This is a genomic window from Oceanobacillus saliphilus (genome assembly GCF_023522835.1).
In the GTDB taxonomy this organism is placed as follows: domain Bacteria; phylum Bacillota; class Bacilli; order Bacillales; family Amphibacillaceae; genus Oceanobacillus; species Oceanobacillus saliphilus.
The window spans coordinates 15,510-37,841 of sequence record NZ_JALCZU010000003.1 but is presented as its reverse complement, the minus strand read 5'-3'; the positions used below and the strand labels follow the sequence as shown (position 1 = coordinate 37,841).

Annotated in this window: 17 protein-coding genes; 14 read left to right on the top strand and 3 right to left on the bottom strand. The window is 39.6% G+C overall.

Going from position 1 to position 22,332, the window contains the following annotated elements; translation table 11 throughout:
* The first annotated feature begins 27 nt into the window (after nucleotides 1-27).
* The 12 genes from MN204_RS06460 (at nucleotide 28) to MN204_RS06405 (ending at nucleotide 14,083) form a co-directional block, all read left to right on the top strand.
* On the top strand, nucleotides 28-1,683 hold the full coding sequence (locus MN204_RS06460; RefSeq protein WP_249870286.1) for a glycoside hydrolase family 13 protein: 1,656 nt from the start codon (nucleotides 28-30) through the stop codon (nucleotides 1,681-1,683).
* 499 nt (nucleotides 1,684-2,182) lie between these two features.
* Nucleotides 2,183-3,478: a sugar ABC transporter substrate-binding protein gene (locus MN204_RS06455; protein WP_249870285.1), complete on the top strand. Its 1,296-nt coding sequence runs from the start codon at nucleotides 2,183-2,185 to the stop codon at nucleotides 3,476-3,478.
* A gap of 86 nt (nucleotides 3,479-3,564) precedes the next feature.
* Entirely contained in the window at nucleotides 3,565-4,866 is a 1,302-nt protein-coding gene (locus MN204_RS06450; RefSeq protein WP_249870284.1) for a carbohydrate ABC transporter permease, read from the top strand.
* 5 nt (nucleotides 4,867-4,871) lie between these two features.
* On the top strand, nucleotides 4,872-5,714 hold the full coding sequence (locus MN204_RS06445; protein ID WP_249870566.1) for a sugar ABC transporter permease: 843 nt from the start codon (nucleotides 4,872-4,874) through the stop codon (nucleotides 5,712-5,714).
* Nucleotides 5,715-5,829: 115 nt separating this feature from the next.
* Nucleotides 5,830-6,867 (top strand): LacI family DNA-binding transcriptional regulator, encoded by a 1,038-nt coding sequence (locus MN204_RS06440; protein WP_249870283.1) that lies wholly within the window; start codon nucleotides 5,830-5,832, stop codon nucleotides 6,865-6,867.
* A 141-nt stretch (nucleotides 6,868-7,008) separates the two neighbouring features.
* A complete protein-coding gene (locus MN204_RS06435; RefSeq protein ID WP_249870282.1) occupies nucleotides 7,009-7,467 on the top strand; it encodes a flavodoxin domain-containing protein in 459 nt (152 codons plus the stop codon).
* A 133-nt stretch (nucleotides 7,468-7,600) separates the two neighbouring features.
* The gene (locus tag MN204_RS06430; protein WP_249870281.1) at nucleotides 7,601-8,563 is read left to right on the top strand and encodes an N-acetylglucosamine kinase; all 963 of its coding nucleotides are present in this window, start codon (nucleotides 7,601-7,603) and stop codon (nucleotides 8,561-8,563) included.
* 19 nt (nucleotides 8,564-8,582) lie between these two features.
* On the top strand, nucleotides 8,583-9,437 hold the full coding sequence (locus tag MN204_RS06425; protein ID WP_249870280.1) for a MurR/RpiR family transcriptional regulator: 855 nt from the start codon (nucleotides 8,583-8,585) through the stop codon (nucleotides 9,435-9,437).
* A 332-nt stretch (nucleotides 9,438-9,769) separates the two neighbouring features.
* On the top strand, nucleotides 9,770-10,702 hold the full coding sequence (gene murQ, locus MN204_RS06420) for an N-acetylmuramic acid 6-phosphate etherase (protein WP_306798613.1): 933 nt from the start codon (nucleotides 9,770-9,772) through the stop codon (nucleotides 10,700-10,702).
* A 77-nt stretch (nucleotides 10,703-10,779) separates the two neighbouring features.
* Nucleotides 10,780-12,150, top strand: coding sequence for an ABC transporter substrate-binding protein (locus MN204_RS06415; RefSeq protein WP_438804687.1), 1,371 nt, complete (start codon nucleotides 10,780-10,782; stop codon nucleotides 12,148-12,150).
* A 157-nt stretch (nucleotides 12,151-12,307) separates the two neighbouring features.
* Nucleotides 12,308-13,201 (top strand): carbohydrate ABC transporter permease, encoded by an 894-nt coding sequence (locus tag MN204_RS06410; protein WP_249870278.1) that lies wholly within the window; start codon nucleotides 12,308-12,310, stop codon nucleotides 13,199-13,201.
* Between the two features lie 39 nt (nucleotides 13,202-13,240).
* Nucleotides 13,241-14,083 (top strand): carbohydrate ABC transporter permease, encoded by an 843-nt coding sequence (locus MN204_RS06405; protein ID WP_249870277.1) that lies wholly within the window; start codon nucleotides 13,241-13,243, stop codon nucleotides 14,081-14,083.
* A 287-nt stretch (nucleotides 14,084-14,370) separates the two neighbouring features.
* On the opposite strand, the gene MN204_RS06400 is transcribed toward MN204_RS06405, so the two are convergent.
* From MN204_RS06400 to MN204_RS06390, 3 genes are read right to left on the bottom strand one after another with little or no spacing between them, the layout of a single operon-like run.
* Nucleotides 14,371-15,642, bottom strand: coding sequence for an exo-beta-N-acetylmuramidase NamZ family protein (locus tag MN204_RS06400; RefSeq protein WP_249870276.1), 1,272 nt, complete (start codon nucleotides 15,640-15,642; stop codon nucleotides 14,371-14,373).
* 20 nt (nucleotides 15,643-15,662) lie between these two features.
* Nucleotides 15,663-17,741: a beta-N-acetylhexosaminidase gene (gene nagZ / locus MN204_RS06395; RefSeq protein WP_249870275.1), complete on the bottom strand. Its 2,079-nt coding sequence runs from the start codon at nucleotides 17,739-17,741 to the stop codon at nucleotides 15,663-15,665.
* 25 nt (nucleotides 17,742-17,766) lie between these two features.
* A complete protein-coding gene (locus MN204_RS06390) occupies nucleotides 17,767-19,425 on the bottom strand; it encodes a serine hydrolase domain-containing protein (protein ID WP_249870274.1) in 1,659 nt (552 codons plus the stop codon).
* Between the two features lie 423 nt (nucleotides 19,426-19,848).
* Here MN204_RS06390 and putP point away from each other — a divergent pair, with 423 nt between their 5' ends.
* Together putP and MN204_RS06380 are read left to right on the top strand one after the other, a co-directional pair.
* Entirely contained in the window at nucleotides 19,849-21,345 is a 1,497-nt protein-coding gene (gene putP / locus MN204_RS06385) for a sodium/proline symporter PutP (RefSeq protein ID WP_249870273.1), read from the top strand.
* 21 nt (nucleotides 21,346-21,366) lie between these two features.
* Nucleotides 21,367-22,326: an agmatinase family protein gene (locus MN204_RS06380; RefSeq protein ID WP_249870272.1), complete on the top strand. Its 960-nt coding sequence runs from the start codon at nucleotides 21,367-21,369 to the stop codon at nucleotides 22,324-22,326.
* Nucleotides 22,327-22,332 lie beyond the last annotated feature (6 nt).

The window sequence follows — 22,332 nt, the reverse complement described above, 5'->3', positions numbered from 1 at the left end:
TAGAAACTGAAGTCTAGGAGGATAAGTATGAAAAGAGTATGGTGGAAAGAGGCGGTTGCATATCAAGTCTATCCGCGGAGTTTTATGGATTCGAATGGAGATGGTATCGGTGATATCCAAGGAGTAATTTCAAAGCTGGATTATCTGAAAGAACTGGGAATTGATGTTATTTGGATCAGTCCAATCTATAAGTCACCAAACGATGATAATGGCTATGATATTAGTGATTACCAGGATATTATGGATGAGTTTGGAACGATGGATGACTTTAATCAACTATTGCAGGAAGTGCATCGCCGTGATATGAAATTGATCATGGATCTCGTAATTAATCATACATCTGATGAGCACCCTTGGTTCATTGAATCGCGTTCATCCAAAAATAATCCTTACCGGGATTACTATATATGGCATCCCGGAATAGCCGGCAAAGAGCCGAATAACTGGGAGTCCATTTTTGGTGGATCGGCATGGGAATATGATGAAAATACAAAAGAATATTTTCTTCATGTGTTTTCAAAAAAACAACCTGATCTGAACTGGGAAAATCCGGTTGTACGCAAAGAATTGTACAAAATGATTAACTGGTGGCTTGATAAAGGAATTGACGGCTTCAGGGTGGACGCCATTTCACATATTAAAAAAGTCAAAGGATTTCCGGATTTGCCTAATCCAAAAAATAAAAAATATGTCCCTTCTTTTAAAGGCCACATGAATCGCGAAGGCATTCAGGAATTTCTTGAGGAATTTAAAAATGAATCACTGGCCAAATACGACATTATGACTGTCGGAGAAGCAAATGGTGTCCATTTGGAAGAAGCCGATGAATGGGTAGGTGAAGAGAACGGGAAATTCAATATGATTTTCCAATTCGAGCATTTGGACCTTTGGGGAAAGGATACTGACAAAGGTCTGGATATTCATGCATTTAAAGCAACAATGACAAAATGGCAAAAAGGCTTGGATGGTATCGGCTGGAATGCCCTTTTTTTGGAAAATCATGATCAGCCTCGTTCTGTTTCCACTTGGGGTAACAGCGATGAATATCGCGTCGAATCTGCCAAATGTCTGGCAACAATGTACTTTCTAATGCAAGGAACTCCGTTTATTTACCAAGGTCAGGAAATCGGTATGACCAATGTGCAGTACCCTTCTATCGAGGATTACAACGATGTAGGAGCAAAAAATATGTATTACAATGAGGTTGGAGAAGGCACACCTGCTGAAGATATTATGGAAATCATTTGGAAAACAGGCCGTGACAATTCAAGAACTCCGATGCAGTGGAATAATGAGAAAAATGGAGGGTTTACAGAAGGTAAGCCGTGGCTGAAGGTAAACCCAAACTATACGGAAATTAATGTTGCTAAGGATGTGAAGAATCCTGACTCCATCTACCATTATTATAAAAAATTGATTCAACTTAGAAAGACTCATCTCGGTCTTGTTTATGGTAATTATAATATTATTTTGGAAGACGATGATCAAATTTATGCGTATACAAGAACATTCGAAAATGAGGAATTCTTAATAGTTGCTAATTTATTTGCTGAAGGGACGGCGTTCGTTCTTCCATCTGAATTACAGGCGACAGTAAGAGAACTACTACTTGGAAATTATGGTGAATATGAAGAGGTAACCCTTAAACCATATGAAGCAAGAGTTTACAGAATTAAAGCATAGTAATAGTAAAGAGAGGTCGAAATAAAAATATTTTGTCCTCTCTTTAATTCAGATTTGGTAAACAGTTGTATTGTTTAGCACTTCAAGAATACAGGTTCTTGTTGGGTTGAAACCACCTTTATACGACAATTTAATATATTCCTAGTTTTGACAATTATTTACAAGAGGGAGCGGCAGCAAGTTATACAAATACCGGAATATAGGTCTATTGGTGATTGATAGATTCTATGTTTCTGATTCTATTTGAACAAACGGTTGCGCAAATTGAATGATGTTATTCCGATTAAGATAGTCAATTATACTAAGTTAAATAAATCGGCCTTAGATTAATGTAAGCTCTAACAATATTGCGCCAACCATAATCTAATAAATTGATAAATTACTAAAATAAGTATTGTTTTAAATGGAAAAAGATGTATAATAAAAATGTAATAGTGCGCAAACGCTTTCATTATTTGTGTCTATTATCAAAATGAAAAACCTTGGGGAGGTTAATTAGATGAAAAAGTTTTTAATGTATGTATTCGCAACATTCTTTATAGTTGGCGTGTTAGCTGCTTGTGGACCAGACGATGCGGAGCCAGCAGAACCTAGTGAAGGTTCCAGTGAAGGGACAAGCGATGCTAGTGCAACAGATATGCCTGAGAAACCAGACTCACTTAAACTTTGGGTAAATGCCGAAGAAAAACAGGAAGAAGCTGTAAGAGAAATTACAGAGAAATATACGGAAGAAACAGGAATTGAAGTAGAAATGATTCCAGTTGACATGTTAGAGCAAGTAGAAAAGCTTGATGTTGAAGGACCGGCCGGAAATGGTCCAGATATTATTTTCCAGCCACATGACCGTATTGGCGATTTAGTATTGCGTGGGTTGGTCGATTCAGTAAACTTAGGTGATATGGAAGGCGATTACACAGAAACTGCTCTTGAAGCTGTACAGTTGGATGGCGAATACTGGGGTTATCCAGCTGTCATCGAGACATATGGTATGTTCTATAATAAGTCAATAGTTGAAGAGGCCCCGGGAACAATGGAAGAGTTAATGGCAATTGCTGAACGCGATACAAATGCCGCTAATGATGAATTTGGTTTCTTGATGGAAGCTGCCAACTTTTATTTTGTTTATCCATTCTTCTCCGGTAATGGTGCCTATGTATTTGCAAACGAAGAAGGAAATTATGATATTTCCGATGTAGGATTGGCAAATGAGGGATCTATTCAAGGTGGAGAGCTAGTTCAGTCATGGTTTGAAAACGGATACATCCCACAGGATTTGACACCTGATATAATGAATGGTCTTTTCCAAGAGGGCAAAGTATCTGCAGTTATTAATGGTCCATGGATGGTTCGTGAGTATTCAGAAGCATTAGGAGATGATCTTGGTGCTGCTCCACTGCCAGTATTGGATAATGGAGAAAATCCTAAATCATTTGTTGGTGTGAAATCTTACATGCTTTCCTACTACTCTGAGGACAAAGAGTGGGCAGAGGACTTAATGGCTTATATAACAAACTATGATAATTCAATGATATATTACGATGTTGCAGGAGAAATCCCACCGCGAGACGATGCAATGGAAAATCCAGTTATTGCGGAAGACCCAATCTTTTCGGCGTTTGCAGAGCAGACTACTTATGGCGAGCCAATGCCTAGTGTACCAGCAATGCAACAAGTATGGGATCCGATTAATGATGCATTAAACTTTATTTCAAAAGGCGAGCCAGTTGATGAAGTTTTGGAGGAAGCTGTACAGAGCATCCATGACCAGATTGAAGTATCTGGAGCAAATCAATAACTGTAAGTCAAGGATATATGGGAAGTGAAAGCTTCCCATATATCCATTTAAAAAGGGAAAGCTTTCTGAAACAGGAGGAAACGCAGATGTCTATTGATGAAAAACAACATAGGAAATCAGGTATTGGCCGTCCTCGTAATATAGCCACTGTTTTGTCTCTCTTCATTCCGGGGCTGGGTCAATTATATAATCGTCGTTTTCTTAAAGGAATTATTCTTTTAATTATTACGTTTTCATTTTTGGTTACAACTTGGAATTATATCGATATAGGAATTTGGGGAATAGTCACTCTAGGAACGATACCGCGCGAACATCATTCAATCCAGTTGCTGATCCAGGGCTTGATTTCTTTAATCGTTCTTGCGTTTGGGCTTGCCATTTATATTTTTAATATTAACGATGCTCGGAAAGATGCTATTGCACGGGAAAATGGGCTTCCAAAGCCAACGTTACTAAGAGGAATGACTGATTTTTATGATAAAGGTTTTCCTTATTTTATGATTTTGCCTGGATTGCTTATGCTTCTATTTGTTGTCGTGTTGCCACTGCTATTTATGCTTAGTCTGGCATTTACAGACTATAACCAATATAATGCACCGCCACGTAATTTACTGAGCTGGGTCGGATTTGATAATTTTCGTGCACTGGCAAGTGTTGATATGTGGAAAAATACATTCTTGAGTGTATTTACATGGACCGTTGTTTGGACCGTTGTCGCCACATCACTTCAAATAGGGCTTGGACTGTTCCTTGCGCTGTTGGTCAATGATAAACGAATAAAATTTAAACGGACAATTAGAACGGTTCTCATATTGCCATGGGCTGTACCGGCTTTTGTATCTATATTAATCTTTTCAGCACTATTTAACCCAACATTTGGGGCAATAAATCGAGATATCTTAAGTCAATTTGAGCTGATGATTCCTTGGTTGTCAGATCCATTCTGGGCAAAGGTTGCATTGATCATGATTCAAACATGGCTAGGCTTTCCATTTGTATTTGCCTTGTTTACAGGCGTATTGCAGAGTGTGCCACAGGATATGTATGAAGCAGCTGATGTTGATGGTGGATCAAGATTCCAGAAGTTTCGTCATATTACATTGCCACATTTGCTTTTCGCAACCGCACCATTATTGATTATGCAATATGCAGGAAACTTTAATAACTTTAATATTATTTATCTATTCAATGAGGGGAATCCTGCTGTACGTGGTCAAAATGCAGGTGGAACAGACATTTTAATTTCATGGGTATATAAATTAACGTTTGAAACAAACAACTACAATATGGCTGCGGCAATTACGATTATCATGGGGCTAGTCATCTCCATATTTGCCTTTTTTCAATTCAGAAAAACAGCGTCATTTAAAGAGGAGGGACGTTACTAATGGCTATGTCACGCAAAAGTAAATCACGAATAGAGGTAGCGTTCATATACTTATTCTTTCTCATCATGTTTATTATCATAGGCTATCCACTATTTTGGGCACTCATGATGAGTCTCAATCCGGGCTCAAACATGCTTGTAACAGATATGTTTCCAAGTAATCCGACATTGGAGCATTATAAGTGGTTATTTACAAGCCCAAACAGTAATTATTTGACATGGTATAAAAACAGCTTATACGTTGCAGTAGTTAATTCATTAGGGTCAGTTGTGATTACTTCACTAATTGCCTATGCATTTTCGCGTTATAAGTTTGTTGGCCGAAAGTATGGATTGTATATGTTCCTGCTGCTTCAAATGTTCCCTGCATTAATGGGAATGGTAGCACTATATATTCTATTGAATACGATCGGACTTACAGATTCACTATACGGATTAATGTTAATCTATTTAGGCGGACAAATCCCGTTTAATGCATGGCTGGTTAAAGGATATTTTGATACAATCCCGAAAGAATTGGATGAGGCTGCAAAAATGGATGGTGCTGGACATTTAAAGATTTTCTGGACAATTATGCTGCCACTTGCCAAGCCAATCCTGGCGGTCGTTGCATTATTCAACTTTATGGCTCCATTTATGGATTTTCTTTTACCGCGAATTGTATTGACAAGTCCGGATAATTTTACATTGGCGCTTGGTCTGTATAACTTTATAAATGATCAATTTTCAACTAACTTTACACGTTTTGCAGCTGGGTCCATTTTAATTGCAGTTCCGATTGCCCTTGTATTCCTGCTTCTTCAGCGTTATCTGATATCGGGGTTAACAGCGGGAGCAACGAAAGGTTAAATTCACTGCCTGGTCTTTAGAATATGTTTGATAAAAGAAAAGCACAATATGGTAATATGGTTACTAAGCCAAAGACAGGCTTGTGAAAATTGAGAGAATTAGTGGGTGAATAAAAATGGTCACAATAAAAGATGTAGCAAAAGCAACAGGTGTATCGCCCTCTACGGTATCCAGGGTTATTGCTGATAACCCAAGAATAAGTCCGGAAACGAAAAAAAAAGTCAGAAAGTCCATGAAGGAACTTGGTTATCATCCGAATATCAGTGCTCGCAATTTGGTGGCTAAATCGACGAAGACAATTGGTGTGATTCTACCATCATCTGCCGATAAAGCACTGCAAAATCCGTTTTTCCCAGAGATTTTACGGGGAATCGGTTCTGTGACACACAGCATGCAGTATTCGATGATGCTATCAAGCGGTCAGACTGAGGAAGAGATTATTGAAGAGGTTCAACGCATGGTTTATGGAAGCTATGTTGATGGAGTTATCTTACTTTATTCAAGAATTAACGACCGTGTGATGAATTTTCTACGGGATAACGAATTCCCATACGTAATTGTCGGTAAACCATATGAAAATATCAATGAAATTACACATGTGGATAACGATAACCACCGTGCAGGAAAAGAAATAACAAACTATCTGATCGATCAGGGTCACGAAAGAATCGCTTTTATTGGCGGTTCAAAAGATTTGTTTGTTACGTTGGACCGGGAAGCTGGCTATGAAGAGGCATTGAAGGAAGCAGGACTGGAAGTACTAGAGGAATATAAGATACACACTGAATTTTTGAAATCCGGGGGCAGGGAAGCAGTAGAGGATCTGATTGCATTGGAAAGTCGACCGACCGGTATTGTTGTCAGCGATGATTTAATGAGTCTGGGTGTGCTGAGCATGCTGGAGGAATCAGGGGTTAGCGTCCCACAGGACATTTCACTGGTAAGCTTTAATAATGTCTATTTATCAGAAATTACCCGCCCAGCACTTACTACAATTGATATACAAATCTATGAGTTAGGTGCGCAATCCGCGAAAGCACTAATTGAGAAAACAATAAATAAGGATGAACCCGCCAAGCGCATCATTATTCCACATAAGATTATATGTCGCGATTCGGTAAGCATGCGGAACCCAAAAAAGAGCCCAATCTAAGGCTCTTTTTATTTCGACAAAAATTGGGGAGTGATACCTAGTTCATTTGTACAAGTTTACAGGTTAATTTTTCCACTTAATTGAAAATGATTATCATTATCGGTAAAATAGAGATAGATAATGGTGAAGGTGGAGGTAGCAATGGCGATGAACAAGGTGCTTATACTTTATGCAAGTACAACGGGTAATACGGAGATGATGGCGGATGCGATGGTTTCCTATCTTGAAAATCGCTCCGATGAGGTCGTATCGAAATCATTTGAATTCGATACAATAGATGTGAAAGAGTTGCTTGAATATGATTTGGTTCTTATCGGAACACACTCTGGTGATGATGGGCAGATTCCATTTGAAGCAGAACATTTCTACGATGAATTGGATGATGTAAATCTTACCGGCCGATTAATGGGCGTATTTGGTTCAGGAGAGACTTTCTACGATGTTTTTTGTGAATCGATTGAACTTATGGGAGATCGACTTGAACAACTTGGAGTAACACTTGTGCCGCACAGGTTGAAAGTGGAACTTGAGCCAGACAAGAAGGACATAGAACGTTGTGAAGCATTTGCAGAGCAAGCATTGAGAATGATTATAAAATAGTATTTCAATATCAATACTATTTCCTCATGCTTTTATAGTCAATTTAAAATAAAATTTCAGTTAATGGATTGTTTATCAACATTAATTTATATAGTGTAGAAGCATGGCATAAAAATAGAGAGGGGACATAGGGTTGACATATGTATTGGGAATTGATGGTGGTGGCACTAAGACGATGGTTGCCGTGGCTGACAGCGAGGGGAAAATTGCAGCAAGCGCTAAAGTTGGAGCAACAAATCCAAATACCTTGACAGTAAATGAACTTGAGAATACGTTTCAGGAATTGTTTCAAAATCTGGAGGAGCAGTTAGGAAGCAATGTTACACATATAACCCATATATATGCCGGTATTGCAGGTGCAGGAAGTGAAGAAAACAGAAAACTACTAAAGGAAACGATTCTGCCTCATGTACCAACAGGTGCGGCGATTCGTGTTGAACCAGATTCGGTCAATGCGCTTTACTCCGGTACATACGGTGAGGCCGGGATTGTCCAAATATCCGGAACAGGGTCAATTACGTATGGTATTAACAACAACATGAAACATGACCGTGTTGGAGGCTGGGGGTATTTATTAGGGGATGAAGGCAGTGGGTATGATATAGGCAGACAGGGAATTGCACAAGTGTTAAAAGCATATGATGGAAGAGGACCTGATACGATCATGAGCCAACTGGTATTTTCCTATTTTGCTGTGAATGATGCACAGGCTTTAATTCGAAAAATATATGGATCACAAAGTCCGAAGAATGAAATCTCTGCCCTTTCGAAAATAGTTATTCAAGCATACCTAAACCAGGATGAAGTGGCAAAAAGAATTATCGGCAATGTTGTTCGTGAATTAAACCATCATATAGAAACATTACATCGGAAACTATTTCCAAAGAATGATAAAGTTAAGGTAGTTTTGTGCGGTGGATTGTTCAGTGAGAAATCCATATCGGAATTAGTTAAAGAGAGTTTGCACAACACTCCGGAATTGGATGTTATCCTACCGAAACTCCCTCCGGTCGGGGGCTCAGTGATTGGTGCTTATCTTATGAACGGTCAGAAGCCAACCAATGACATAATACAAAATCTGATTCATACAATCTAGTAGTTGAGAAGGTGAAATAATGTCGCATATTAAAGGTGGTCTCGTTATATTGAAGGAAATGGTGAATAGTTTGCCACCTTCCGAGAAAAAAATAGCTATGTATATCCTGAATAACCCTGAGGAATCGATTCTATTAACGGCATTGATGCTCGGTGAAAAAAGTAAAACGAGCAGCGCGGCTGTTATCCGTTTATGTAAATCATTGGGATTTAGTGGTTTTCAGGAGTTGAAAATAAGGGTAGCGGGTGATCTCCAAAAAGAGTCTGTAACGGAATACCGTGATATTGAACCGAATGAAGGGTTTAAAAATATTATTGATAAGGTTACCGCGAATACGATTCAGACACTTCAAGAGACTGCTGATATTATGAGTGAAACGAATCTTGAGAAAGCAGTTAAAGCTCTGGAATCAGCGCCGTCGATTATTTTCTTCGGAGTTGGAGCATCCTATATTGCTGCAAAAGACGCCGAACAAAAGTTTTTGAGAATAAACAAGAATGCATATGCCTTTTCTGATGTACATATGGCAGCAACATCTATTGCAAATAAAGGCCCGGATGATGTGGTCGTAGGCATTTCTTATTCAGGAAAGACCGAAGAAGTTGTCAGACTATTAAAGCTTGCCAAACATAATCATTCAACTGCAATCAGTATTACAAAATACGGTAATTCACCCGTAGCGAATTTTTCAGATATTCGATTGCATACATCTGCAGCAAAAGAAGCAAAGATAAGAAGCGGAGCAACTTCTTCGCGAATTGCTCAACTGCAGGTGATTGATATATTATTTATGTGTCTGGCATCTGTTCAATACGAGGAAACAGTTAAACATTTAGATAGAACAAGAGGAGCCATTTCATTTTTAAAAGACTGAAAGTGAAATGGCTTTTCACTTTATTTATGGGATACGATGCAATCATCTATAATAAAAAAAGAAAATAGAAATTAACCTGAATAAATGGGTCATAAAATGGTTATATGTACCCATTTTATTCCTGTTTTATAAGTTCCTGTTTTCATAGAAAAGTTTAAACTTACCAACCTGAATACGTGTAACTAAGCGACAATTGAAATATTATTTCTTAAATAAAATGAAATATTGACAAAATAGTTCAGTAAACCTATAATGAAGTAAAATTAAGAAAATTATTTTATTAGCCACTTTTCAGCTATTATTTTGTGACCAAATAGAATAAAATTAAAAAGATGAGGGAGAACCGCATACATATGGAACTATCCAATCTTACTACTGAGAAAAGAAATCCGAATAGTATGAACCTTGATCGCATGTCTACAATTGAAATCCTGAATTTAATTAATGAAGAAGATAAAAAGGTAGCTGACGCTGTTGAAATGGTCCTGCCAAAAGTGGAAACGGCTGTAGATCGAATTGTAAACGCTCTCTCTAATGGTGGTCGCCTTTTTTATGTTGGGGCCGGTACTAGTGGCAGACTGGGCGTTATGGATGCTTCGGAGTGTCCACCAACTTTTATGACATCGAAAGAAATGGTCCAAACAGTTATGGCAGGCGGAAATGATGCCTTTTTTGAAGCTGTAGAAGGTTCAGAAGATAATGAAGAGCAAGGGGCAGCAGATGTAAAGTTGAGAAATCTCACAAAAATGGATGTAGTCATTGGGATTACTGCAAGCGGAAGAACCCCATATCCAATCGGTGCTTTAAAATATGCACGCAATCTTGGAGCATATACCATCTCACTTTCATGCAATAAAGATTCTGTGATTAGTAAATTTGCAGATTGTGAGATTGAAGTAGTTGTCGGACCGGAAATTCTGACCGGATCAACAAGAATGAAGGCAGCGACATCGCATAAGATGATTTTAAATATGATCAGTACAACAACCATGGTAAAGCTTGGTAAAGTATATGAAAATCTGATGGTAGATGTTCATGCAAGTAACTATAAGCTTAAGGAACGAGCTAAGCAAAATATTATCGAGATTACAGGAGTTCCTTATGATGTTGCAGAAGAAGTATTAAAACAGACAAACCATGAAGTTAAACCGGCAATTGTGATGATTAAGGCTGGGGTAACCTTCGAGGAAGCAAAAGATGCGTTGGCCAACTGTCATGGTTATGCAAGAACCGCGATAGATTCTTTCCATGACCAATTAGATTAGGAAACTCCATTACTGGTTTAATTTGGCTAGTAATGTGTTTCATATAATATGAACAAAAATAAAAGGGGGTTACTATTTTGAACAAGTTATTTAAAAATCGTCGCTTTTTATGGATAGCCATGTTGTTGATGGTTGCACTTGTTGCTGCTGCATGCTCATCAGATGATAATGCAGATGGAGATGATGGAGTCGAAGAGGATGCAGCCGAAACAGGTGGAAGTCCTGAAACGGCTACAGAAGGTGGAATTTCAGGAGATCTTGAAATCCAATATTTTGTAGGTGGATATGGGGATTCCTGGTGGAAGGAAGTAATAGCCGACTTTAAAGAAGCTTATCCTGATGTCAATGTGATTGAACATGCAGGTCCGAATATTAACGATGAAATGCGTTCGCGCTGGATTTCAAATGATCCACCTGATGTCGTGTACATTGATGGAGCGGGATCAAGTGAAACACAAATGGTTGAAGATGGCCAATTAATGAATTTAACAGAATGGGTGGAAGGAATTGAACTAGAAGGCGGAGATAAGCTGGTTGATAGCTTTATCGTGCAGCCTGGTAAATTCGATGGGGAAATTTATTCACTGCCATTAGTATTTGATACATGGGGAACCTGGTATGACAGAGCCTTATTTCAAGAAAAAGGGTATGAAGTGCCAACTGACTTTGAAAGCTTTATGAGTTCGATGGAAGAAATTAAAGAAGGGGAAGGAATTGACCCGCTCGTAACTAGTGGGCAACATCCATACTACTTCCTTCGTGGAATGCTTTTCCCTGCATTTGCTGCAGCTGGTGGTGAAGAATTGCTGGCTGATCTCATAACTGGTGCGGAAGGGGCATGGACGAGTGATGCAACACTTGAAACAATGAAAAAAGTTGAGAGACTGCAGGAGGAAGGTATGTTTGATTCAGGATTGGGTGCATTAAACCATACACAATCCCAAATGAACTTCCTGTTACATGATAATGCATTTATTCCTGTTGGGTTCTGGTTACCAAATGAAATGGCCAATGATATTCCTGATGGATTCGATTTCGGATTTATTCCATCTCCAATGCAGGATCCTGGTGAGCCGTTTGCTATTGTTCCCGATTTGAGACCATTGGCCATAGCGGAAAATGCTGAGAATCCAGATGCTGCAAAAGCGTTTGTAGAATTTGCGTTCACAAGAGAATATGCAATGGCATTCTCTGAGCATACCGGTGCTATTATGAACATTACGGAGGTTGACTTAACAGAAAATGAGAATGTTCCAGGTTATTTAACAGAAGCAAATGCGATGATCAATGATCCGGAGCAAGTTCAGATTTACGAGAAACCACATCCAATGAGTGCAGATTTGGAAACACCGATTGGAAATGCATTAATGTCCCTCATGTTAGGGAATATGACTGCAGAAGAGTTTGTGGAAGAAGCTGAGAAAGCAGCAGCTGATTATCGTAATTAATTAACTGAAGTCAGTATGGAACATGATGGTATATTGACGCCATTATGTTCCATACGCCTATTTTAGAATGAACTTACCTAGATGCAAACGGGTACGGAAGACATTCTCCCAAAGGTTTAGGCATATGCCTCGTTTTCTAAAGAGAAAGGGTGATCGAATGGTACAGTCCAAAAAACAAAAATATACATTTCTGGCCTTTTGCCTCGTTCCGACGTTTATTATGTTCGCTATATTTACGCTTTATCCTTTGTTCAGTGGCTTGTACTATTCTTTTTTTAATTGGTCGGGATCCTCCCAAAATAAAGAATTTATAGGAATAGGTAATTACATAAGATTATTTAATGACGCAATAATCCCCAATACAATTATTCATGATTATTTTCTTGTTGTTACAAAGGTAATTGGAATAATGGTCTTAGCGTTATTTTTTGCAGTGGCATTAACCCAGCTAAAAATAAAAGAAGCTCCATTTTACCGAATTGTATTTTTCTTTCCGAATATAATGTCCGTCGTCGTTATCGGTATCCTTTGGACGTTTATTTATAATCCAAGTATGGGACTGATTAACTCGGGGTTGGAATTTATCGGATTGGAAAGTTGGACGAGGCCATGGCTCGGGAGTGAAACATGGGCATTGCCAAGTCTGGTGCTACCGTCTATTTGGGCAGGTATAGGTTTATTCATGTTAATGCTTATGGGTGGGATTTCGAACGTGTCAAAAAGCTATTATGAAGCCGCTGAAATAGATGGCGCAAATCAATGGCAGCAATTTTGGAAGGTTACGTTGCCGCTTGTATGGCCCCAAATAAAAATTTCCATCCTTTACATCGTTATTACAACATTGAATGGTTCTTTCGTAATTGTGCAGGTAATGACTGCAGGGGGACCTAATAATTCAACACATGTTATGGGTTCCTATCTCTATCAGCAGGCATTCGTTCAATATAACTTTGGTTACGGGGCAACAATTGGGGTTATGATTCTTGTACTTTCACTAATCACTGTACTACTTTTACAATTCTTAATGCGTAGGGATAAAGTAGAGTATTAGAGTCATCCAAACATAGGGAAATGTAAAGGAGGAATACGCTTGAAACGCAGTGTTGGTCAGATTTTAGGTAGGACAGGGATAAGGATTCCGCTAATTTTATGGACAATTGCCGTATTATATCCGATTTTTTGGATGTTCCTCGGTTCCTTTAAATCAAACGCAGAAATATACCGTAATCCATGGGGGTTCCCGGAAACACTCAATTGGCAAAACTTTGCCAACGCATGGACAAATTATAATATAGATACGAGTGTTTTCAATAGTTTAATAGTGACCGTAGTTGGCACGATATTAACGTTGGTGCTTGCCATTCCGACAGCTTATGCCATTGAGAGAATTAATTTCAAGGGCAGTAAACTATTATTTACGTTATATGTATCAGCCATGATGATTCCGATGGTATTGGGATGGATTCCGTTATTCTTCCTGTTGGCAGATTTGAATTTATTGGATAATATTTATGGATTGGCGATTGTGTATGCAGTCAGTCAGCTTCCATTTACGATTTTTGTGTTGACAAGCTTCATGAGTACGATCCCTAATTCACTCGAAGAAGCAGCAGCAATTGACGGACTGTCACCATATGGTGTGCTTTGGAAAATTATAACGCCGCTTACGATGTCCGGGATCATTACCGTCACAATCATGAACGCCATCCAATTCTGGAATGAATATTTTATGGCATTGATTTTCTTGCAATCGAGCGGTAATTATACATTAGCATTGGCAATCGACTATATTAGTAGCGAAGCACAGTATACGAATGCATGGGGAACCCTCTTTGCCAGTCTTGTAATTGCAATCCTACCTGTTATTATCCTCTATGCGATCTTCCAGAGACGGATTTCGCAGGGAATGACGGAGGGAGCTATCAAGGGTTAAAATGTATGTACAGATAAAATGACATCCCAGGTAATGTTGGGATGTCATTTTTAAATTGATTTGTAATTTAGACTATTTACTAGCAAGAGTGGATGGAGGTTACTCTGCGACGTAAGATAAATATCTTCAGCGACCGCTCAGGGAAAAATACACTTACGGTTCGCGGGCTGTGGCTGCCGAAGTAACTTGTTTCCATTACCAACTTAGAGATCTTGCAAAGATAGCAGTTACGTCTTTTTTAAATCAACTGTGAAACGTACAAATCAATAAATATGAAGTAAAGAACCTTAATAGATCAGATAATCTTTACGAACTTGGTTAAACGCTTTGAGTCCTTCTTTCCATTCTATCTCCATATCCTTAACAGATTCTCCATTTTCGATCGCTTCACGAATCCAGCCATTGCCTATCAGATTATCGAAGAATGAGATTCCTGCACTATTTTCTGGGCGGAATTCAAAGTCTTCCGGATACATATCATGTAATGTTTTTACAATATGAAGTCCAGTTTCAATTGGTTTGTAGGACTTCTTGTTTGTTACATGAATTTGGATACCATGACTAAGTGTGCCAGCATGTTTTGAGATGGAAGGTGTAAAGGATGCTGCACGGAATATTACGCCAGGCAATTCCAATTCATTTAAAGCTGCTGCAAATTCAGTACTATTGACAAATGGTGCTCCAATGAATTCAAATGGCTTCGTTGTTCCGCGCCCTTCCGATAAGTTTGTACCTTCAATCAAAGCGGCTCCTGGATACACAAGAGCTGTATCAAGTGTTGGCATGTTTGGTGATGGAAGAACAAATTCCAAGTCTGTGTCATCATAGTACATATTGCGTTTCCAACCGTCCATTTCGACGACAGTTAAATCTGCATGGATTTCAAATTCTTCATTGAAAAACGCTGCCAATTCTCCTACTGTCATGCCATGTCGTAAAGGTATTGGATAATTTCCTACAAAAGAGGCATAATCCGGGTCGAGCACAGGACCTTCCACTTTTTGGCCACCTAATGGGTTAGGACGGTCGAGTACGATGAATTCCTTTCCGTTTTCCTGTGCAGCTTCCATTGCATATGCCATTGTATAAATGTACGTATAGAAGCGCGTTCCTACATCCTGAATATCAAAAATGAGCACATCGACATCTTCCAGCATGTCAGGTGTTGGTTTTCTTGTGGAACCATATAAACTATAAACTGGTAACCCAGTTGTTTCATCCATATAAAATTCCACATATTCTCCTGCCTGGGCATCACCACGTACACCATGCTCAGGGCCATAGAGTGCTGTCAGTTCAACATCAGGGTCATTGTGCAGTAAATCTACAATACTGTTTAACTCGCGATCCACGCCAGTTGGATTTGTAATCAAACCGACCCGCTTTCCTTCAATCAAATCCTTTTGATCTTCCAGTAAAATATCGACACCTAGTTTCAGTTCTTGCTTTTCGTTGCCCTTGCCCTTGCCTTTACCATTGTTTTCCTTATCCGCGAATACCGCAGATAAGGAGCTTAGAACGAGTACAGCTGTCAACAACAGGATTAGAGATTTTTTCATTTATCACACACTCCTTATGATTAGTAGGATAGTCCGAAACCGTATTCAAATAATACATCACCAGATTGATCCGGGATTGTTACCGGCAAAATTCCGGTTGGATTGTTATCACCAAAAAGGGTTGCCGCTGATGCTTCGAAGCTAGCAGGTCTAAATCCATACTGTGCCAAATAACCATCTATCTCTGGAAATGCCATGATGTCATATGGGTTACGAATTCCTACACCAACGACAGGGACATCGGCATGTTCAATCAGTTGATTGATCATTTGCATTTGGGCACTTGTTGCTGATCTTCCATTTACATTGAAGGTATAGGATCCGACAATGATTGTACTTGCATCTTCGAGTTGATCCAACTGGCTTTCATTTAATGGGCCAGATGCAACCAAAAGATCAGTATTTTCGTGATAATTCCTTACTGCGTCATATAAACCGCTAATAAACGTATTACCGATTACTACGATTTTCTCTTCATCAGAAAAATGAAATGGTAATACATCATTGTTTTTAAGGAGTGTGATGGATTGGTTGGCAGCATTTGCTTCCACTTGCTTATGTTGGTCGGATCCGACAACTTGTTCAGCGTTTGCGATTACTTCATCGATTGGTTGGGGATTTTCCGATTTTATGATCCCGCGCTCTATTTTTAACGTTAAGATTCTATTTACAGATTCCTCGATCCGTTCTTCTGTTATTTCTCCTGTTTCCACTGCTTCAAGCAACCCCTCTGCAACCGCTTCCAGACCAACCGGCATTAGAATAATATCTGTTCCGGCTTTTACAGAGCGGATAACGGCATCAACCGGACCGAAATGTTCAGCAATGGCCGCCATATTAAGGGCATCTGTAATAATGACGCCATCATATTCCATTTCTTCACGCATCAAACCAGTTAAAACTTTATGCGAAAGAGTGGCTGGTAAAGAAATTTCTGTGCCATCTTTTTGGGAGATTACTTTCGTATCATCAATTTTTGGGAAGGTAACATGTGCAGTCATAACTGCATCGATATCTTCCTCCATTGCCTTTTGGAAAGGGTATAGCTCAACTTCTAATAAGCGTTCCTTGTCATGTGGCACTTCTGGTAAACCAAGATGAGAATCAACAGCTGTATCGCCATGACCAGGGAAATGCTTAGCGGTTGCTGCGACACCTGTACGCTGCAATCCTTTAATATAAGCGGTTCCTAATTCAGCGACAAGCTCTGGTGATTCGCCAAAAGAACGTACTCCTATAACCGGATTATCTGGATTGTTATTTACATCAAGTACCGGTGCAAGGTTCATGTTAATTCCCAAGGCGTTCAATTCTTCACCGATTACTTGTCCGACATTTTCGGCAGTTTCCGCTGAACGTGTTGCTCCAAGAGCCATGTTCCCGGGCATATGTGTGCCTGATTGAAGACGAGTAACGATTCCGCCCTCCTGGTCAATGGTCAGCAGCAGCCCATACTTCTCACTGGCTTCCTGATAATCTGCTACTAAACGAGCAGTTTGTTCAGTTGTGACAACATTTTCAGCGAATAAAATGACACCGCCCAAATGGTACTCTTGTACAAGCTGTTCAATCTCAGGAAGCATTTCAGTTACATTCTGTCCGTTCCAGTTTCTAAAATCAGGCATAAGCATTTGACCGATTTTTTCATTAATTGTCATGCCATCAATTGCATTCTCAATGACGTTGTAGCGATTTCCTTTTTCTTTTGTAACAAGATACTCAGAATGTTTCTTTTGCACTGCAATTTTATCTGATGAATGGCCGTCTGTTACGGTAATGAACGAGCGGCCGTTCTGTCCGGTGAAAGTAACGACACCATTCTCGTCGACTGTAGCGACATTTTTATTTTTTGATTCCCAACTTAAACCTTCCGATGTCTTTGTAAAATGCCCGTCACTATAGACTTTTAAAGCACTTAACGCTAGTTGTCCATCTTCTGGTTCACTTGCTGCTTCGGGTATGTTTTGAAAAATAATCAAGTCATCCTTATTATTCTCCTGCGCAAAGGTTGTTCCTCCAACTGTGAAAGTGAAACTGCTTAACGTAAGGATAACAATCGTCATTAAAATAAATGGAGCTTTTCGAAAAAATTTCATCATATTCCTCCTTCTCCTTCAATCGATTTTAATAATTCCGTTCAATCCATCCGTTGCTGGTAATTTCAAACGGCAGATTTTCGTTTGCAGAATTTGTGAGTTTGAGATTCGTTACATACCATCCGCGTTCATTACCTGCTGTATCGGTCTGGTATCGAAAGCGAATCTGTGTCGTTTCGGCTGGGATGGTAACTTGCTCTGTCAGCCAATTCGTGCTGCTTCCAGTATAGGCGTCCTTTACAGTATTCCAGTTATCCCCATCACTTGATACCTCTACAAAACCGAAATCCCAATTATTTTCAATTCGGTACCATGTATCGTAGGTAAGTGTCGCATCAGCTTCAAGGTTAACTTCTACCGTCAATGTACGGTTTTCCAAATTATCCCCATGGCCCGCATACCATGCATCTTCACCATTTGGAGTGGCAACAGGTATGGCATTTGCTACAAGCCTGGCCAACTCTCGTCTGGCAACATTTGTTGTCACCGTTTGACGGGATGGATGTACGCGGTTTGTTAACAGAATAGCAATTGTATCGTTTTCCAGGTTGACTACTAGTGAAGTTCCTGTATAACCTGTATGTCCTATTGACGTTGAACCGGACAACCCATCCATATACCACGCTTGTGAAAGCTCCCATCCTAACCCGTGATCATTTCCCGGGAATTCAGGAATTTGGTTCTCAACTAACAGTTCAACGGTTTCAGGCTGAAGGATTTGTTTTCCGCCATACCGTCCTTCATTAATAAACATATGCGCAAGTTTTCCGAGGTCACTCGCAGTTGAAAAAACACCGGCATGACCTGCAACACCATCTAGTGACCATGCGTTTTCATCATGAACTTCACCCCAGACTAGTCCTCTGTTCGTCCATGGCTGATATTCAGTGGCCGCAACCCGGTGTTTTAATGATGATTCGGGGTTGTACATTGTGTCGTCCATTTTTAATGGCTTTGTTATATTTTCATATACAAATTCATCAAGGCGTTGTCCAGACAGACGTTCGATGAGCGCTCCTAACGTAATCATATTTAAGTCACTGTATGTGTATGTAGATCCTGGTGTGTTGTTAAGTTGGTATTGAAAAACGTATTGCAGTCTTTCTTCACGATCATTTCCGATTGTATAAAGCGGAATCCAGGCAGTAAATCCTGATGTGTGGGTCATAAGCTGTTTAATCGTTACACTTTCTTTCCCATTCTCGGCAAATTCCGGAATGTATTCTGCGACAGGATCATCAAGTTCAAACATCCCTTGTTCATATAAAATCATCGCAGCAGTTGATGTGAAAATTTTACTGATGGATGCAAGGTCAAATATAGTATCTTCATACATTGCGATTGGATCATCGGTCATATTGCCTTGGTCATCCTCGTATAAATATGCGTGTCCATACGATTCGTGCTGTACAATATGGCCTTTTCTGGCTACAAAAGTGACAGCACCTGGGAATGTCCCATTTTCAATCATTGATTCCATTAAAGGGTTAATGTCCATTAAAGGTTCCTCTATCATTCCAGCCCCTTTTGCAGAGCCGGGATGCAATACAGGGGATGAGGCTCCGGGATCTCCCCAGGAAAAATTCGGATGGATATCTTTTTTGGCAAGTACCGGTGTTCCAGTGATAATCATAATTGCGATTACAAGTAAACCTGTAAACACAATGTAAACAAAACGTTTTTTCATCAGTAACCTCCTTTATATTTATTATCAGAATTCATCGTATATATTGAATTCTATCTTTCATTATAGCATTCTATTAAAATTGTCCATCACTCAAATAGACTATATTATGAAATAATATTTCAAACATATAGCAAAAATGAACTAGTGATAAAGTCGGATAAAAAGTGGTCTCTATTTGTCGAATATAGTGAAATATTTGATTGTTCAAGGAGTTAATATTTTAATAAAATGAAATTTTCAGTTATACTGTTATTAAATTTTCGTATGTATAAAGGAGAAGGATGAAAACAGAAAAATTAGGGGGTATAGTATGGGAGAATTTGTACTTGACGGCTGGACATTATTTTGGTTTGCAGTCCCGATGCCATTGCTGGTAGTCTGGGCAGTTATCACTTTCTTCACGGATAAGGAGGGTGATGAAACATGAATCCAACACTCATAACATTTATCGGATATTTAGCGGTTATGATAACCATTGGAATCATTACATACAGAATGACACATACGTTATCTGATTATGTGCTTGGCGGACGTAAGCTAAACAGCTGGGTCACCGCATTTTCTGCATCAGCAAGTGATTTTAGTGGCTGGTTATTGATAGGATTGCCGGGTGCGGCATATGCAGCAGGTCTTGGACAATGGAGTTTGTGGATTGCTGTTGGGTTGGCAGTTGGTGCCATGATTAACTGGCAATATGTTGCCAAACGATTGCGGATTTACACAGAGTATACGAATGATTCGATTACACTGCCGCAATTTTTTGAAAATCGGTTCCGTGATAATTCCCATTTATTAAGGGTTATTTCCGCATTATTTATATTGGCATTTTTTCTGTTCTACACAGCCTCTGGTCTTGTAGCAGGTGCAAAATTATTTCAGGGTACATTTGAAGTTGATTATCACCTGGCACTTGTGATTGGAGCAATTATCATTGTTGCATATACGTTTTTAGGTGGCTTTTTGGCAGTTAGTTATACGGACTTTATACAGGGTGCACTCATGTCTGCGGCCTTACTTTTCACTTCCATCTATGGGCTGATTCAAATCGGTGGTTTTGGGGAACTGTTTAATCAATTGGGTTCTATCAATACGAGTTTAATCGATGCATTTGCAGGTACATCCTATGATGAGCCTAATGGAGTGCTTTGGGAGTCTGCCGGTGCGATTGGCGCTGTAGGTATTATCTCGGCATTGGCTTGGGGACTTGGTTATTTTGGACAGCCGCATATATTGGCACGGTTTATGGCAATTCGTTCTCATAAAGAAGTCAGAAAAGCACGTCTCATCAGCGTTTCTCTAGGTCTTGTCATTCCGTTATATGGTGCATTGATCATTGGTATGCTGGGGATAGTCACCTTTGACCAGCCTTTGGCAGATTCAGAGCAGGTATTTATTCAGTTAGTTCAGGTTGTTTATAATCCGTGGGTTGCCGGGTTTCTGCTTGCAGCTGTATTGGCTGCCATTATGAGTACGGTTGATTCTCAATTGCTCGTTTCATCCAGTGCTTTATCAGAGGACTTTTACCGTAGATATTTAAGGAAAGAAGCAAGTGATAAAGAACTTGTATGGGTGGGAAGAATCTCGGTATTGGTAATTGCAATTATCGCACTGACAATTGCATGGAACGAAACCAGTTCTGTACTCGATCTTGTATCATATGCGTGGGCCGGTTTTGGTGCAACTTTCGGGCCAGCAATCTTATTTTCACTATTTTGGAGAAAAACAACCCGAAATGGAGTTCTGGCTGGAATCATTGTTGGTGGGGTCACTATATTTCTATGGCCACTAACAGGCTCAGAACTTTATGAAATGGTACCAGGATTTATTTTGTCAAGTATTGCAATTGTTGTGTTTAGTCTTGTTGGAAAAGGACCTACAAAAGAAATGCAGGATGAATACGACAAAGTTGCAGGTGTTTAATAATTATAGGAGTGAAATGTTATGACAGAAAAAATATACGGCAATACACCTTGTTACTTAGGCGGTAAGAAAGTCAGCCTAGTAGATAAAAATTACAGCGATAGGGACGTACTCGTTTATGGCGTACCATGGGAAGGAGCAGTCACTTGGGGTGACTATACCGGCTGTGAGCTTGGACCAAAAGTTATCCGGTTAAATTCTGCTCGTTATTCGGGCTATTTACCTGAGCTTAACCATATGGATGTACTGAGTCACTATCAGATTGGTGATCTCGGAGATGTTGATGTTGTTCCGGCTGATACGCTGGAAACAATGAAAAGAATAGAAAATTTTGCATCTGACGTATGGAAAACCGGCAAATTCTCTGTTGCATTTGGTGGGGACCATGGGATTACCTATCCGATTGTGAAAGCGTTAAGTGAGGAAGTTGATGGAAAAGTAGGTATTATTCATTTAGATGCCCATTACGATAATCACCCGGATTACGAAGGTGATCTTTATGCACGCAGTACACCGTTCCACCGCATCTATGAAAGTGAGAGTGTGCGGAATGAAAGCATTGTACACATGGGAATTCACGGGCCACGCAATAAGCCTGAAACAGGTAAATATGCAGATGAAGTCGGAGCAACAACGATTTCTGTCAGAGAGATTAGAAAAGCCGGAACCGATCTGACAGAACTTGCCCGCAAGGCATATGATATTGCCAGTGAAGATACCGAAGCAGTTTACTTAAGTATTTGCAGTGATGTACTGGATTTTGCTTTCAATCCAGGTGGGCCGGTAGACGGTAATGGAGTAACATCCTATGAACTTTTAGAGCTTGTTCACGAATTTGCAAAGCTAGGGATTCGTGGCATGGACTATGTGGAAGTTTATCCGCAACAAGATACGAATGATAACTCGTCCCACTTTGTTACGTATGCTGTTCTGTATGCTTTGGCTGGTAATATTTTGAGGGAACAAGCAGAAAATAAGTAGTCTTAT